Here is a 16,551-nt window from a genome sequence, read left to right as displayed (position 1 = left end):
CCCCCCGCAAGATGCATGCACTGGTAAGGACTGGTAGGGACGCGCGTCCGACTTTTCCCCCGCTAGGTAGGCACGCGCTACACCACATCTGATTTCCCCTCCCTGGTAGGGACGCGCTGCGCCGTGTCCGACTTTCCCCCTGCTAGGTAGGCACGCGCTACACCACATCCGCCTTCCCCTCCTGGTAGGGACGCGCTGCGCCGCGTCCGACTTTCCCCCGCATCACTCGGAGAGTGATGAATACTGTACTCCGCAAGACCTGTCCAAACCCCACGTTCCCACCCATTCCTCCCATGAAAAATCCCGCCTCACGCCCGCTCATCCTCCCCTTCGTCCTGCTCACCCTGCTGTCCAATCCCCGCCTTCCAGCAGCCGAAAAACCCCTCGCCGACTACAAGCCCGAACTCTTCAAATCCGCCAAACTCATCTATCAGGACAGCTTTGACGGCCCCCTCAACACCGACTTCTGGGAAATACGCCAACACAGCACCTGGGAGGTCAAGGACGGCATCCTTACTGGCAGCCCATCCACCAAGGAATTCCAGGACCAGATGATCGCCAAAGGCGACAAAGCCCACGCCGGGTTCAAGCCCGTCATTTGGCTCAAGCAAGTGCCCGAAAACCTCATCTGCACCCTGCGCCTGCGCTACAACGGCGATGCCTACCATCCACGTTATCCCCTGGTCGATGTCGGCCATCATATCCACACCCTCCTCTTCGGCGATAAAAAGACCACTCTCACCCTCAAAAAAGACGTCGAAAAACAGGAGGTCACCGCCCCTCACCTGCCCCTTAACCAATGGGTGGACATCGCTATCGAACTAAAAAAAGGCAGCCTCCTCCTCAAGATCGACGGCAAGAAACACCTCTTCCAAAGCCCCTCCATTGACATGACCAGCCAACACCAGATCGACTTCAAAGGCCTCGACCTCGGCACCTGCCAGATAGACGACATCAGGCTCTGGGAAGGGCTGTGAGCCTGGGATGGCCAGTATAGCCGGTCGCGCCTCACATACACCCCCTGCGTGTGGGGCACGTCGCGCAGCTTCGCCATCAGGTCAGGTTTGGATCGTGGATCAGGCACAGCGTTGATAGAAAGGAAGGATCCAAAATGGAACGTCTCCCTGCAAGATGGTCCGAAAAGTACGGTGGCCACTCCCGCCCGCCTCCCCCATGGAGCGCGCGCGTCCCGCGGAAAATCCATCTGCCACCTCGCAAACATCCACAGCCCACTTCAACCACACCGGAACCTCGCCAAACGTCCATCTCACAGCTGGCCATCTATTGACCGACCAGCACCTCGATTTCTCTCAGCACCGCCGAATCAACATCAACGAGAGGAGCGCGGACACTCCTGTCCGCATCTAAAAAATCAGGCGGCGCAGCCGCGACAAATCCTCGTTCGTGTAAAAGCACGATCATCTCACCGGAGAGAAGGTGGAACGCATAACTTGCACCACGGCGACTTCCCTTGCGCATAGCAAAGCACGTGCCGGCTGTCCCGAACGTCCACCATCACTGGCCGTAAAGGCACCAAATCATTTTGTCGTAGACTCCTGCATGATCTGAAAGTTCCTCACGTTCTTGGGGTCCGACCTATGACATGTAAGCTCCTTTGCCTTTTTCTGTTCATTGCGGTGCAGGTATTCGGTGTCGCCCCCAGTCCGAACGTCGTCTTCATCGTGATCGACAACGTGGATTTCGCATACATGGGAAAATGCTATGGCGGAAATGGGCTCACCCCAAATATGGACCGCATGGCCGAGCGCGGCGTCCTTTTCAAGCGTGCCTATGCCACAACGCCGCTGTGCGTGCCGAGCCGATACACCTGCCTCACCGGACGCTATGCCTCCCGGTCCCGAAATGTAGCCGGCGGCGAGACGGAGGATGGCGAGGGCGGATGGAACATTGAAGTGGAAAAGAACCTTCCGAATCTGCCCAACGTCATGCATGGCGCTGGCTATGCCACGGGATTTGTCGGCAAGTTTCACCTGGAGCACGAAAAATATCCGCGCTATTCAGGCAAGGAAGCCAGCGTGTTCAGCGATGAGGCCGGTGCCTGGCTGAAGACACGGCAGGATTGGCTCGTAGGCCGCATTCAGAATCTCAAATTTGACTACGTCTTCAATGCGGCGGACTTTCGCAGCTCCCAGTTTCGCGGCATCGACTTCGAGGGTGCCAATCACAACATGGAGGCTGACGTGCTTGGTGCCCTGAACTTCATAGGCGAGCATAAGGACAAGCCGTTCTTCCTCTACATGGCCCCCAGGTTGCTGCATCTTCCGATCAACCCGAACCTTCTCCTGGAGGACTATGCGAAAATGGGCCGCGTGACAGAGGGGGGATTGCTGCCAGAGGCACCCCAGGTTCCCATGCCTTCACGCGCCGCCCTACATGCGGAAGCGAAGGCCGCCGGCGCCACCACAGCCCAGCAGTTTGGCATGCACTGGCTCGACAGCGGCATCGGCGCTGTCGTCAACCGCCTGGAGGAGCTCAAGATTCTGGATAACACCCTGATCATCGTCTACTCGGACAACAACCAGCGCGGCAAAGAAACGCTGTATGAAGGTGGCGCCCGGGTCCCCTTGCTCATGATGTGGCCCCAGGGAATCAAGCCGGGACTGGTGTGTGATCGCATCGTAGCGAACACCGACTTCGTTCCCACGATTCTGGATGCGTGCGGCATCCAACCGCCCACGGACATGCTGCTGGACGGCCGCAGCGTGCTTCCGGTGCTCAAAGATTCGTCTGCACCGTGGCGGGAAGCGCTTCTTTTGGAGAATGGCCATACGCGTGGAGTCGTCTCGGATCAGTGGAAGTATGTGGCCCTGCGATATCCACCCGACGTGCAGGCCAAAATTGATGAAGTGGAGCGCACTGGCGACTTTCCACGCATCAACCAGAAGGCGACAACCTTCTTTCTGCGGTTCAAAAAGACGCTCACTCCGGAGCAATGGAACTTTGCGCGTAATTCGTGGCGCTGGCATACGCAGGGAAACAACTACATGAAATCGATTGATGACTTCCCGTTTCAGTTCGATGCGGATCAGTTGTTTCTCATCTCCCAGAGCAATGCGCCGCAGGACACGAAGAACGTGGCCTCCAGTCCCGAGAACGCCACGGTGCTAGCCGACATGAAGTCCAAGCTCAAACAGTTGATGGAACCTCTGCAGCAGCCCTTTGGAGAGTTCGGGATACCCTACCCTGCGAAATCTCCCTCGCCTGAAGGCAAGCCAAGGAGGAAGAAGCGACAAGCACCGGATCCTCGCCCCCTTTGAAGTGCCGCATCTCTGAGTCGGACAGGCAGGCGAACGCAGCTTACCTTCACGACTTGATGCTCAGCTCTTTCTTCTCAAAAGTTCATAACACGCTCTAGCAAACTCTTGAATTGGGATACGTGCGAGGTGGGCATGGCATTCTCCGACCTAGGTTCTGCCCCGGGGCTCACAAGAGTTCGAAATGCTCCAAAACGCCAGCGCCTCGACCAACTCCCCATCTGCCGTCTTGCATCGCTCTGGGCTTTCCGCGATAATACCAAGAACCTGCCGGGCCAGCCAACCTCTTCCCCGCCGGTTCTTGCCATGTCCGCGTCCACATTCGTCCCCCTTCCAGCCAGGCCTTTTCCCCAATGGGGAGGCCATTGGGAATGGTGGGGATCGCATGGGGAACATCATCCCCATCAGAAAGCGTTCGCCATCAATACCTTAGCGAACAAAATCCCCAAATGGGGAAAAAATGAAAAACGTTCCCCATTTCCCCATGATCCAGTTTGATGGACAAATCCGCGATCATCAGTCATAAACTCTAGCATGGAGCACGGGCGTCCCACCTGTATCTGAATAGCCGGAAGCGGCGGTTCCCCATCAACTTTTTTCCAACCATGTCAGCCTCCACCATTTCCGCCCAGCCGCCGGAGAAACTCACCGGCATTCAAGTCGGCAAGTCCAAGCATTCCGCCGCAGGCGTGCCCGCCGTGGCCAATTCCCTGAAGCATGTTTATGGCAGCAGCGGTCTGCTGCGCGGCACCTCCGCCATGCTGAAGCTGAACCAGAATGGCGGATTCGATTGCCCGAGCTGCGCCTGGCCGGACCCGGAGGACCACCGCAGCGCATTTGAATTTTGCGAGAACGGGGCCAAGGCTATCGCCTCCGAAACGACCAAGAGCCGCGTCACGCCGCAATTCTTCGCTGACAACAGCGTGGCCGAGCTTTCTGAATGGAGCGATTATGAGATGGACCGGGCCGGGCGCATCACCCAGCCGATGGTGCTAAAAGAAGGAGCCACTCATTATGAGGAGATCGCCTGGGACGATGCTTTCGATCTCATCGCCAAAGAGCTGAACGCCCTCGCCTCCCCGGATGAGGCGGTGTTTTATACCTCGGGCCGTGCCACCAACGAAGCTGCCTTTTTATACCAGCTTTTTGTCCGCCACTTCGGCACCAACAACCTGCCGGACTGCTCCAACATGTGCCACGAATCCAGCGGGGCTGCATTGAACCAGAGCGTCGGCGTGGGCAAAGGCACCGTCACCCTCAAGGACCTGGAGACGGCGGAGACCATCCTCATCATCGGCCAGAATCCTGGGACCAATCACCCGCGCATGCTCAGCAGCCTGCAGCGCGCCGTCGAAAATGGATCCACCATCATCGCCGTCAATCCCATGAAGGAAGCCGGCCTTACCGGATTCATGCACCCTCAGCAGGTAAAGGGCGTGCTCGGCATGTCCACACCGCTGGCGAAGCACTTCCTCCAGGTGAATCTGAATGGCGACCAGGCCCTGCTCAAAGGCATCGCCAAAACCCTGGTCGAAGATGACACACTGGACACAACATTCATCCAAGAGCACGTCGTCGGTTTTGACACTTATCGGGATCACCTCAAAGCCCAGGATTGGAGCGAGCTGGAAAAGCTCTCCGGCATCCAGCGGGACGTCATGCAGATGGTCGCCCGTCAATGTGCCAGCGGCCAGCGCAAGCTGATCACCTGCTGGGCCATGGGCCTGACCCAGCACAAAAATGCCGTGGCCACCATCCAGGAGATCACTAACATTCATCTAATGCTCGGAGCTATTGGCCGTGAGAGTGCAGGCCTCTGCCCCGTGCGCGGCCATAGCAACGTCCAAGGAGATCGCACCATGGGCATTTTTGAAAAGATGCCTGAATGGTTCATGGACAATCTGGAGCGCGAGTTCCAGTTCAAAGTCCCCCGCCATCATGGCTGGGATACCGTCGCCGCCATCCGCGCCATGCATGAAGGCCGGGGCAAAGTATTCTATGCCCTCGGCGGCAATTTCCTCCAGGCCACCCCGGATACCGAATACACTGGCGAAGCCCTGCGCCGCTGCAATCTCACGGTCCATATTTGCACCAAGCTCAACCGCAGCCACGTCGTTACGGGTCGCATCGGCTTGATCCTCCCCTGCCTGGGCCGCAGTGAATGGGAGCAGCGTGGCGACCTCACCCAGTTCTGCACGGTGGAAAACAGCATGAGCGTCGTCCATGCCTCCCACGGTCACCTGGAACCCGCCTCCCCACACCTGCTGAGCGAGCCCATGATTGTCGCCCGCACCGCTGAAGCCACGCTGGGCGCACGCTCGAAAGTAGACTGGGCTGCCTTGGTCGAAAACTACGACAGCATTCGAGATCTCATCGAGCGCGTCGTCCCTGGCTTCGAAGACTTCAATGGTCGCGTCCGTGAACCCGGTGGTTTTTACCTGCCCAATACCGCCCGTCAGCGCATCTGGAAAACCAGCACTGGCAAGGCCGAGATCCATACCCACCCTTTGCAGGTCCTTGTGCCCGGCCCTGGACAGCTCATCCTCCAGACCTTCCGCAGCCACGATCAGTTCAATACCACCATTTACGGACTGGATGACCGCTATCGAGGCATTGGCAATGAGCGTCGCATCATCTTCATGAACCCCCAGGATATGAAGGATCGCAACATCGGCCCTCTGGAGCCGGTGGACATCACCAGCCACTTCCAAGGCGAAACCCGCCATGCCCCTCGTTTCCTCGCCGTGCCTTATGATCAGCCTCCAGGGAATTGTGCGGCCTATTTTCCTGAGGCTAACGTTTTAGTACCGATCGGCAGCTTTGCGGACGTCAGCCTGACGCCCACCTCAAAGAGTGTACTGGTCACCATCCAACCTTCCGCCTAATATACCCATTAAGCCCCCCCTTTATGAAACGCGCTTTGTTTGCCCTCTTCTCCCTGGTCACCAGTTTCGCTGGAGCCTCCATTGTTGAAAAATCTGTCGAATACAAAGTGGGTGACGTCCTCTGCGAAGGCTGGCATGCGTATGATGACGAGATCGAAGGCAAGCGCCCCTCGGTGCTCATCGTCCACCAGTGGACGGGCATCAGTGACCATGAAAAGAATAGCGCACGGATGCTGGCCGAACTCGGTTACAACGTATTCGTCGCAGACGTTTATGGCAAAGGTATCCGCCCCATGCCGCCCGAATCCGGTAAAGAGGCTGGCAAGTATAAAACCGACCGCGCCCTGCTGCGTGAACGCGTGAAAGCCGGACTCAAAGTACTGAACAAAGACAGCCGCACCAACCCGACGAAAGTCGCCTGCATCGGTTATTGCTTCGGCGGACTGGCCGCCATCGAGCTTGGCCGCAGCGGTGCTCCGATCAAAGGCATCGTCAGCTTCCACGGTAGCCTGGATTCCCCTACCCCGGCCGATGGCAAGAAGATAAAGGCCAAGGTGCTCGTCCTCCATGGTGCTGATGATCCCTTTGTCGCCCCCAAGGACATGGCGGCCTTCCAGGAAGAAATGAAGGACTCCGGCGTGGACTATAAACTCGTCGAATACCCAGGTGCTGTGCATGCCTTCACCCAGAAAGGTGCTGGCAATGACAATTCCAAAGGAGCCGCCTACAATGAGGCCGCCGACAAAGCCTCCTGGGAGGAAATGAAAGCCTTCTTTGGCCGCATCTTCACCGAATAAACTCTCATGAATCCACTGCGTTCCCTCCCCTTCATGTTCGCAGTGACGGCCACTGCGCTGGCCTTCAGCGCAGAGCCATCCCCACCTCCTGTGCCCCCGGTGCCACCTGCACCGGAGGCCACAGATTTCCTGCGATACGTCGAAGATGACGAGAGTGATTCGCTCCAGACATCCATCGTCACCTATACCTCCCCCACAGGTGTCATCGTGGACCTAGTAGGAGCCGTCCACATCGCGGATAAAGCCTATTTTGATGAGCTCAACGCTCGTTTCAAAACCTATGACGCCGTGCTCTACGAACTCGTCGGCCGTCCCATGGAGCAGCGCGAAGAACTCAAACCCGGCGACGGCAATGAAAAGCTGCAATGGCTGGGCCAAGTCCAGGAGACAATGCGCAAGACCCTGAAACTGGAAAGCCAGCTTCGCGGCATCGATTATAAAGCCGCTAATTTTGTCCATGCCGATATGAGCGTGGAAGGTTTTTTCGAAGCCCAAGAAACCAAACAGGAAACCTTCATCACCCTCTGGATGAAAGCCATCCAGGCGCAGAACGCCCAGGTCCGCGACCGCCCCCAGCCGAATATGCTGGAGCTTCTCATGATCATGCGCCAGGAGGATCCCTCCATGGACCTCAAGCGTCTCGTCGGCCAGGAGTTCGACAGCATGGAATCCCTCATCGCCGGCATGGAGACCAACGGCGGCACCACCATCATTGGCGAGCGCAACCGCCACGCCCTTGGCGTCATGCAGAGCGAGATCCAGGCTGGTAAAAAGCGACTGGCCATCTTTTACGGTGCTGCCCACCTCCCCGACATGGAGGAGCGGCTGTTAAAACTCGGCTTCAAGAAGCAAAAGGTGCAATGGATCAAAGCCTGGCATCTGCCTTGGGAAGAATAAGGAATGACTTCGAAAGCAGCGTTTTTTTTGCTGAAAAAGTAAAACATTCCTTGCATCTATCCTCACCCGGATATACTTCACGCCCTGCAAATCAGCGGCCCTGCTCGGGTGGCGGAATTGGTATACGCGCAAGACTAAGGATCTTGTGCCGAAAGGCTTAAGGGTTCGAGTCCCTTCCCGAGCACCACTCTTTGAAAATCAAAGAGTTACGGTTTCAAGATCGTTCTACTTCTCCCGGCTCATCGGGCAAGGTTTTTGTCAGATCGGTATGGCTCCTGCGTGAGTAACTTGAACGTATGTTTGGACCGCTTGCGTATAGGCATCTCATGACATAACCCTCATCAAGCTAGCATCGTATAAGCTGCGGCTGTGGCGATCCCTTCTATCCAAGACTCCCATGAATGAAGCTCCCTCCTCACGCACTGGCGTATCCCTGCTGACCGCGACCGCCGTTGTGGTGGCGAACATGATCGGAACCGGGGTATTCACCAGCCTTGGCTACCAGGTCGGAGGTTTACCCTCAGGCTTTACCATTGTGGTGCTATGGGCGGTCGGCGGGCTCTGTGCCTTCTGCGGTGCACTGGCTTATGGCGAGCTGGCCGCAGCCCTGCCGAGGTCCGGCGGGGAATACCATTTCCTATCCCGCATCTATCATCCAGCTGCAGGCTTTGTGGCAGGCTGGCTTTCCGCCACCGTAGGGTTCGCCGCGCCGATCGCCTTGGCCGCCATGGCCTTCGGGAAGTATTATACGGGTATCTTTCCAGGAGTCTCGGCCATGCATCTGTCTCTGGGGGTATCGGTCGCAGTAACCATCGTGCACATGTTTGGTATACAGGTAGCGGCCCGGTTCCAAAACTTGGCCACCTGGGGTAAGGTGGCGCTCATCCTGGTATTCATCATCGCCGGAGCAGTGCTGGCGGATGGTCAGCCGGTATCCTTTGCCCCTGTCGAGGGAGACGGTGCATTGATCAGCAGCCAAGCCTTTGCCATCAGCCTCGTTTACGTCATGTATTCCTATGCGGGCTGGAATGCAGCCACGTATATCATTGGGGAGATCCGCGATCCTGCGCGGAATGTGCCCCGGGCCATTGCCTTGGGCACCGGACTCGTGACTGTTCTCTATGTGGCATTGAACGCCGTCTTCCTATACGCCGCCCCGATAAGCGAGCTTGAGGGCAAGAACGAGGTGGGGCATGTGGCGGCGGATTTCATCTTTGGTAAACTGGGTGGGAATCTGATGTCCGGGCTCATCTGCCTGGGGCTGGTCTCCAGCATCAGTGCGATGACCTGGGTCGGTCCACGAGTGACCATGGCCATGGGGCAGGATCTGGTGCTGCTGAAGCCTTTTGCCATGAAGTCGGGACGCGGAGTGCCTGTCGTGGCGCTGCTGTTTCAATTGCTCATCGTCTTGGCGCTGCTGCTGACAGCCAGCTTTGAATCCGTGCTGAACTATGTTCAGTTCAGCATTCAGCTATGCTCCTTTGCCACTGTCCTAGGCATGATGATCCTGCGCTGGCGGCAACCGAATCTCCCGCGTCCTATACGCTGCTGGGGGTATCCGCTCACCCCGCTGATCTTTCTCGGCATCAGCCTCTGGATGCTGGTATTCGTCTGGCAGCAAAGGCCGGTCGAATCATTAGCGGGTCTGGGCACCATGCTGGTGGGTCTGCTTATCTATTGGGCGTCACCCAAGGCGAATAAAGAAGCCGTCTGACTATTCCACGGACAGATTCTGAACATTGCCAAATGGTAAGGATGTTTCTGATTGCCAGGTTTTTTAGCTTTCGGGTATTGTCACAACCATGCAATATTTGCGCATTAGTAGGCGAGGATTTCTCAGTTCGGCGGCGGCAGCGCTTGTCGGGCCGCTCTGGGCGGATTCTGAGGTCAGTGACGCCCCACTGGGCGTGCCGATGCGCCAGGAGCCACTGAACTTCCCTTTTGAGGCCCTGGAGCCATTCATGAAAGCGAGCATGCTGCGCCAGCATTTTGAGGAACATCATGCCCGGTATGTGAGTGACCTGCGCAACACCCTGGATGCCGAAGGGATGACCGTGGGTAACGTTGTTTCCCTGATGCCCGGAATGGACCAGGTGGTGCAACCGCAGCGGTCTGATTCGCGGATGCCGTTAGGGCAACTCGTCAGTCAGGGGCGGTCTTTTCAGCCACCGCAGACGTTGTCTCAAAGTTCAGTGCAGATGATCCGCAGTGCCGGGGGCGGACACATCAATCATACGGCTTTCTGGCGTTTTTTATGTCCGGCAGGTGCTGGGCCGACGGGGCCGCAATCTGCGGTAGCGCGAGCTATTCAGGAGGATTTTGGCAGTGTGAAATCATTTCGCCACGTGTTTAAAGAGGCGGCGATGCAGCATACGGAGCCAGGATGGGCATGGCTGGTGCATCGACAGGATGGCTGCCTGGTAGTGACCACTACGTCGAATGAAGACAATCCGATGATGAAGAGCCACATTCCCTGGCATGAATCTGGCCGACCTATCCTGGCCCTGGATCTGTGGGAACACAGCTACTATGAGCAGTATCAGGATGACCGGGAGCAGTATATTGATGCGTGGTGGAAGGTGGTAAACTGGGATTTTGTGAGCCGGGCCTATACCATAGTGCGAGGCAAAGCCTGAGATGGAGACTTGAACATTTGGTAATTCTCGCAAGTCTGGCTGGGCTGCTGCTGTATAGGCATCGCCCACACCTCACCTGCCGCATGAAAAATCTTCTCCTGTGTTTGCTGTGCCTTTCGACCACCGTCCATGCTGCGGCACCGCCAGACCATCAGGCGCGTTTTCTGGCCGGACTTTCCGTGGATGCCACTGAGCTTGAGCCTCTCGCCAGAGAGCCCTCCTGGCAGAATCATGCATCTTCATTTCATCGGGCCTGGCTGGACCTTGAGGAGCGCCAGCTTTCACGCATCCGGACCTGGATGCCGACGACGCTAAACTACATTTATGAAGATCCTAGCCCGCTTTTTTATACCTTCAGCGGTCCGGACTTTCTGTATGCGAATGCCTTCTTTCCCAATGCCAGTACCTATATCCTATGCGGACGCGAACCTGTGGGTACGCTGCCCGATGTGGCTTCGCTAAGCCCGGGTGCGTTACACAGTGCGCTGGGTAATCTACGCACCGCATTGAATGCGATCCTGAGCTTCAGCTTCTTCATCACTGCCGATATGAAGAATGACCTGAGCCAGACACAGCTAAGCGGAACAATACCCGTGCTTTATGTATTCCTGGCCCGGGCTGGGTGCCGAATCGTGGATGCCGAACTGGTGAAGGTCAGTGATTCAGGAGAACTGACTGCGGGCAAATCGAAAACACCGGGGGTGAAGATTACCTTCATTGGGAATACCGGTCGCACTCAGACTCTCTATTACTTCACGACAGATCTTTCCAATTGGGGAATCAAGAGCAATGCAGGGTTCGTCGAATTCTGCAAGAAACAAGGCCAGGGCAATGCTTTCGTCAAAGCCGCTTCCTACCTGATGCACATGGAGGAATTCAGCAGTGTGCGCAATTTCCTGCTGTCCAATACTCGCAACCTTATCCAGGACGACAGCGGCATCCCGCTGAAGTACTTTTCTGCCGATCAATGGATGATCAGCCTGTATGGCAACTACCCTGGCCCCATTGAGCTATTTCAACAGCACTTTCAGACGGATCTAGACATGGCCTTCAAGACGGCGGTGTCTGGTGATCTGCCTTTCGGCGTCGGCTACCAGTGGAAGCCAGGGATTTCATCGCTGATCATTGGGACCAGTTTCCGCTCAGCACCTCGGGCGCAGGCAGTAGAGGAGTAAAAATACAGTCCGCTGGAGGCTCAGGTTCATAAGGAAACTTAGCTGCGGTTGTTGCAGCCCGCACCGAAACATCACGATCCTGAGGAGGTCTTGCGGGAAGCCGTCAGGCTGGAGAATCTAGCCAGAAGGAAAAAGGCAGTGGGCCAGAAAGCAGTGTTCATGACGTCATGCAAACTGGCCTGCCAGCGCCAATGTCCCAGGCTGGAGAGATCATCACGCATGTCCACGGCTTCCCCCAAACAGGCAATGCCGAAGGCAGCCAGCCAAGGAATGAGCGACCGGAGAGGTCTTTTGAAAATGACCATCACCAGAACAAAAACAGCCAGGCCGATGTGAACATGCAGAGCATCCTTTGAGAGGCCGACTGCGGAAACAAGAGTGAGCTTGAGGGACTGGATCGTGGAAGTGGTCACGGGCAGGAATCGGGTTTTAGTGAGGCGTGATTCAAATTCTGAAAGGATGTGAAAAGATGCCCTTGAAGAACAAACTGATCGAACCGCCCGACCCTACAAAGTATTCGAAAAAAATGATGATCCAGTGACGGAGTTGGGTGTCCTTTTGGTTGAACAAAACAGCCCTATGGAAGACTGCAGGTCGGCTATCCTGGCACAAAAAACCCGTTCATTTCTGAACGGGTTCTTTTAACAAACTCACTGGCGGAACGGACGGGACTTGAACCCGCAACCTCCAACGTGACAGGCTGGCGCTCTAACCAATTGAGCTACCGCTCCAGAGCCTCGTGAGTGGGCAGTGATGTTAAATCAGGTCTATGTTTTGGCAACTAAAAATGGCATTGTTGTGCAGCCTTTTTTGCAGTTTTTGAAAAGCTGATATCGATAAGATTGGCCTTCCCCTGAGAGCGTTTCACAGACACAAAAAACCCGTTCATTTCTGAACGGGTTTTTTAACAAACTCACTGGCGGAACGGACGGGACTTGAACCCGCAACCTCCAACGTGACAGGCTGGCGCTCTAACCAATTGAGCTACCGCTCCATGCTTCGTGAGTGGATGGCGACGTTAGATGAAGGCAGCGTGCTGGCAACTGAAAAGTGATTATCTTTTGAAGATAATTTCACTTTGTTTCGGCAGGCACTTCAATGGCCACCTCAATGTCATCAAACCAGATCGGGGTCTGCGAATAAGGGGTGGCCCAGACGCTGACTTTCCCCTGCCCTTTGAGACCTTTGTCGGTGTGCGTGATTTGGGCTTCAGCAGGCTCCTGGACATCGGCTGCCCAAGTCTTTCCGGTGATGGTCCAGTCATCCCCGTTTTTGCGCGCTTCCAGCTTCATCCACAGCCAGGCATCGCTGGTCCAGGTGAAAGGAACGGTGGCGAGTGTTTCATCACCCTTCACCAGTTCCAGGGTCTTTTTCGGTGCATTGACAATGAGGCGGTAGCCGCTCATGCCATGCACTGCGATGCCGAAGCGTGGATTGCTGCGCCCTTGCTTGCTGGCAAAGACACGGGCTTTGATGATGGATTCCCCTGCTGCGGAAACGGCGAACTGGGCGCTGGCATCCACGAGATTTTCGGGGGAGACCATGATCGCACTGTTGCCGTCTTTGGCGGCCACTTTGATGGTGCCATCCACGACGAAGACTTCCTTCGGCGGATCACCCTCAGGCCACCCTTCGGCGGTGAAGGTGAAGGTCTTCAGGTCGGCACCGCAGGCTTGGGAAAGCAGGAGCAACGATGAGGCTAAGAGGGCTGGCGTTTTCATCATGGCAGGCTGATCGAAACTCGCTCAGCGAACAGGTTCTTTCAGAAGGGCGAGAGCTTCCAATGCAGAAACGTCATCGTGAACGATGGCCGAGAGGCTACGGGCAATGGCGGCAGGGTTCTGGTGCTGCCAGACATTGCGACCGATGGCAATGCCGGAAGCACCGGCTTCCATGGCATCTTCCGTCATTTTCAGAAGGGCCGCGTCATCATTGAGGGAGGCACCACCCAGGATGATGACGGGAACCCAGACTTGGTCCACGACCTTGCGGAAATCGCCAGGTTTACAATCAATCGGATAAGGAACTTTCACGACATCTGCACCCAGCTCAGCAGCGAGCCGGGCGGCGAAGGCGACGTTTTCGAGCGTGTATTTATCTGTCTGGCCGAGACCGTATGGCAGGGCTTCGATGATGACGGGAATGTCCAGGTCCATGCTGCTGCGAATGATGTCCGCACACTCCTGAAAATTCACCCGCTCGCTGATGGAGTTTGGATAGAGCATGTTCATCACGGCATTGGCCCCGACAGCTTCGGCCTCTTCCACGCCGTAAACGTTAATGCTGCCTGCGCCATCACCGGTCATGCGGGTGTTATAAACATCCGTGCGGAGGCAAATCCCCTTCCCGGCCATAGAATCGGCAGCGCGCATGGCCACGCCAAGGTTCATCACGTAACCGTCAACAAAGGGGCTGACAGCATCAATCAGAGCGAAAGGATTTTCCATGCCAGGGACCGGGATGGCGACACCGTGGTCAATCGGGAGAATGACGGTTTTGCCGTCGCGGAAAAAGATTTCGAGATTTTCTTGGCGGTTCATAACGAGATACTACGGATGGCGGCGGATAGGCAGGGTGTAAAGTGAGGAAAAAGGAGGGGGCGACATCTCCTCAGCCCCCCTGGCAGAATTGGATCCTGTTGAAAGCGGAGATCAATCCCGCTGACCTTCGCGCCTGTTTATTAAGGCTTGGGGGAAACTGAAAACCTAGACTCCGACGATGTACAAAAAAGGGCTGCCCTTTCGGACAGCCCTAAAGTTTTAGAATATTAAGCGCCGGTTACTTTCTTGAAAAAGAGCGGGATCACCAAAATGGCGAGGACGTTGACCACCTTGATCATTGGGTTCACGGCAGGACCCGAAGTGTCTTTGTAGGGATCACCAACGGTATCGCCAGTGACGGCAGCGGCGTGGGCAAAGCTGCCCTTGCCACCATGGTTGCCTTCTTCGACGTATTTCTTGGCATTGTCCCAGGCTCCACCGGAACTGGTCATGGCGATGCCAACGAAGAGGCCTGTTACAATGGTGCCGATGAGGAGACCACCGAGGGCTTCTTTACCCAGGAAGGCGACGCCGACGACAAAGACGATAGGCAGCAGGGCGGGGACAATCATCTGACGAAGAGCGGCCTTGGTAACGATGTCCACACACTGACCATATTCAGGGATGTCCTGACCGGTGAGGATCCCTGGCTTGAGCTGGATCTGGCGGCGCACTTCACGCACCACAGCACCGGCCGCATTTCCCACGGCATCCATGCCGAAAGCGGTGAAGAGATAGGGCAGCAGACCACCGATGAACATGCCGATGATGACCTGCGGATTCATCAAGTCAAAGGCAATGGTGTCGAGATCAAGATAAGCCTTCAGCTCTTCCACATAAGAGCCGAAAAGCACCATGGCAGCGAGGCCGGCGGAAGCGATGGCATATCCTTTAGTGACGGCCTTCATCGTATTACCCACGGCATCAAGGTCGTCAGTGATTTTACGGACTTCTTCAGGCAGACCGGACATGACGGCGATACCACCGGCATTGTCGGTGATGGGGCCAAATGCATCCAAGGAGATGATGATGCCACTCAGGCTAAGCATGGAGACGACGGCGATAGCGATGCCATACAGACCGCCCAAGTCCCAGCAACCCCAGATGGAACCGGCGATGGCCAGAACGGGCAGCAGGGTGGCATGGTGGCCGACGCTGATACCAGCGATGATATTGGTGGCGTGGCCAGTCTCAGAGGCTTTGGCAATCCGACGAACGGGGGCGTGGGCGGTGCTGGTGAAGTAGTTGGTGATCCAGACGACGACGAAGGTCAGTACGATGCCGATGAGTGCACAGTAGAAGAGATCATTCGCAGTGAGCGTCTTGCCCGCCATGACGATGGATTCAGGGAACATGGCATCCGTGGCCCATTTGAACAGACCTGCGGAAATGATGCCGGCAACAGCCACGCCGCTGACGAGAGAAGCCGTGGCCTTCTGCTTCACGAAATTCACCCAGGCAATGCCGAGGAGGGAGGAGATGATGGAAAGGCCGCAAAGCACGAAGGGATAAACCAGGACGGCGTGGTTGCCTTCTGGACCGGTCAGGTGGCCGACGAGGATGCCGCCAATAAGGCTGACTGCATAGGTTTCAAAAACGTCTGCTGCCATGCCTGCGCAGTCACCCACGTTATCACCGACGTTGTCAGCAATGGTGGCCGGGTTGCGAGGATCATCTTCATTGAGGTTCTGCTCAATCTTACCCACTAGGTCAGCGCCGACGTCGGCTGCCTTAGTGTAGATACCGCCACCGAGACGGGCGAAAACGGAAATCAGAGAACTGCCCAAGGCCAGACCGATGAGGGCATCAATGGCAGCTCTGGCACCGGCCATTTTTTCGACAATGAGGAAGAAGACGCCGACAGAAAGGAGACCGAGAGCGACAACCAGCAATCCAGTGACGGCACCGCCGTTGAAGGCCACCTTCAGAGCAGGATGAGAACCGGTGCTGGCGGCCCAAGCGGTACGGACGTTGGCGCGAACGGCGATCATCATGCCTATGTACCCGGCTACCATGGAGCAGACAGCCCCCACGACAAAACCGGCGCTGGCCAGCCCGTCACGAGTGTACCAGACAATGAAAAACACAACGATGGCGATGAGGCTGACAGCACGAATCTGCCGGTTGAGATAAGCCTTGGCCCCTTGCTGAATCGCGTCTCCGATGACCGCCATTTTGTCATTCCCTGGTGAGCAGGCCAGGATTTGACGGATCAATAGGATGGCAAAAGCCAAACCCACCACAGCGAGGGCGATGGATACAAGGATGCCTTGGTTGAGAAGGAACGAGTTCATGAGAGTTGTCTGAAACCGGCTGGTTGGGACCGGGAATGAAGCGCGCGAGTCT

At 56.4% G+C, this 16,551-nt stretch carries 12 protein-coding genes and 3 tRNA genes; 9 read left to right on the top strand and 6 right to left on the bottom strand.

All coding sequences use genetic code 11. From position 1 onward, the window contains the following. Nucleotides 1–293: 293 nt before the first annotated feature. The 9 genes from EI77_RS14365 (at nucleotide 294) to EI77_RS14325 (ending at nucleotide 11,665) form a co-directional block, all read left to right on the top strand. Entirely contained in the window at nucleotides 294–977 is a 684-nt protein-coding gene (locus tag EI77_RS14365; protein WP_133795984.1) for a hypothetical protein, read from the top strand. Between the two features lie 621 nt (nucleotides 978–1,598). Continuing rightward, a complete protein-coding gene (locus tag EI77_RS14360; protein ID WP_133795983.1) occupies nucleotides 1,599–3,278 on the top strand; it encodes a sulfatase family protein in 1,680 nt (559 codons plus the stop codon). A gap of 602 nt (nucleotides 3,279–3,880) precedes the next feature. Continuing rightward, a complete protein-coding gene (locus EI77_RS14355) occupies nucleotides 3,881–6,160 on the top strand; it encodes an FdhF/YdeP family oxidoreductase (protein WP_133795982.1) in 2,280 nt (759 codons plus the stop codon). Nucleotides 6,161–6,183: 23 nt separating this feature from the next. Beyond that, on the top strand, nucleotides 6,184–6,957 hold the full coding sequence (locus tag EI77_RS14350) for a dienelactone hydrolase family protein (protein ID WP_133795981.1): 774 nt from the start codon (nucleotides 6,184–6,186) through the stop codon (nucleotides 6,955–6,957). Between the two features lie 6 nt (nucleotides 6,958–6,963). After that, nucleotides 6,964–7,854, top strand: coding sequence for a hypothetical protein (locus tag EI77_RS14345; RefSeq protein ID WP_133795980.1), 891 nt, complete (start codon nucleotides 6,964–6,966; stop codon nucleotides 7,852–7,854). 102 nt (nucleotides 7,855–7,956) lie between these two features. Further along, nucleotides 7,957–8,041, top strand: a tRNA-Leu gene (locus EI77_RS14340). Nucleotides 8,042–8,251: 210 nt separating this feature from the next. Next, on the top strand, nucleotides 8,252–9,568 hold the full coding sequence (locus EI77_RS14335; protein WP_133795979.1) for an APC family permease: 1,317 nt from the start codon (nucleotides 8,252–8,254) through the stop codon (nucleotides 9,566–9,568). 88 nt (nucleotides 9,569–9,656) lie between these two features. Next, nucleotides 9,657–10,490, top strand: a complete 834-nt coding sequence (locus EI77_RS14330; RefSeq protein ID WP_133795978.1) for a superoxide dismutase — start codon at nucleotides 9,657–9,659, stop codon at nucleotides 10,488–10,490. Nucleotides 10,491–10,573: 83 nt separating this feature from the next. Beyond that, nucleotides 10,574–11,665 carry a hypothetical protein gene (locus tag EI77_RS14325; RefSeq protein ID WP_133795977.1) on the top strand — a complete coding sequence of 364 codons (1,092 nt, stop codon included), beginning with the start codon at nucleotides 10,574–10,576 and terminating at the stop codon, nucleotides 11,663–11,665. Between the two features lie 71 nt (nucleotides 11,666–11,736). Here the strand turns inward: EI77_RS14325 and EI77_RS14320 are convergent, their stop codons facing one another. The 6 genes from EI77_RS14320 to EI77_RS14295 form a co-directional block, all read right to left on the bottom strand. Then, nucleotides 11,737–12,078 carry a hypothetical protein gene (locus EI77_RS14320; RefSeq protein WP_133795976.1) on the bottom strand — a complete coding sequence of 114 codons (342 nt, stop codon included), beginning with the start codon at nucleotides 12,076–12,078 and terminating at the stop codon, nucleotides 11,737–11,739. A gap of 241 nt (nucleotides 12,079–12,319) precedes the next feature. Next, nucleotides 12,320–12,396, bottom strand: a tRNA-Asp gene (locus EI77_RS14315). Between the two features lie 186 nt (nucleotides 12,397–12,582). After that, a tRNA-Asp gene (locus tag EI77_RS14310) sits at nucleotides 12,583–12,659 on the bottom strand. Nucleotides 12,660–12,738: 79 nt separating this feature from the next. Continuing rightward, the gene (locus tag EI77_RS14305; RefSeq protein ID WP_133795975.1) at nucleotides 12,739–13,389 is read right to left on the bottom strand and encodes a hypothetical protein; all 651 of its coding nucleotides are present in this window, start codon (nucleotides 13,387–13,389) and stop codon (nucleotides 12,739–12,741) included. Between the two features lie 21 nt (nucleotides 13,390–13,410). Next, nucleotides 13,411–14,205: a class I fructose-bisphosphate aldolase gene (locus tag EI77_RS14300; protein WP_133795974.1), complete on the bottom strand. Its 795-nt coding sequence runs from the start codon at nucleotides 14,203–14,205 to the stop codon at nucleotides 13,411–13,413. 227 nt (nucleotides 14,206–14,432) lie between these two features. Continuing rightward, nucleotides 14,433–16,499: a sodium-translocating pyrophosphatase gene (locus tag EI77_RS14295; RefSeq protein WP_133795973.1), complete on the bottom strand. Its 2,067-nt coding sequence runs from the start codon at nucleotides 16,497–16,499 to the stop codon at nucleotides 14,433–14,435. Nucleotides 16,500–16,551: the final 52 nt, after the last annotated feature.

Source organism: Prosthecobacter fusiformis, from assembly GCF_004364345.1.
In the GTDB taxonomy this organism is placed as follows: Bacteria; Verrucomicrobiota; Verrucomicrobiia; order Verrucomicrobiales; family Verrucomicrobiaceae; genus Prosthecobacter; species Prosthecobacter fusiformis.
The sequence above is the reverse complement of the archived record's forward strand: the minus strand, read 5'-3'. Positions and strand labels throughout refer to the sequence as shown.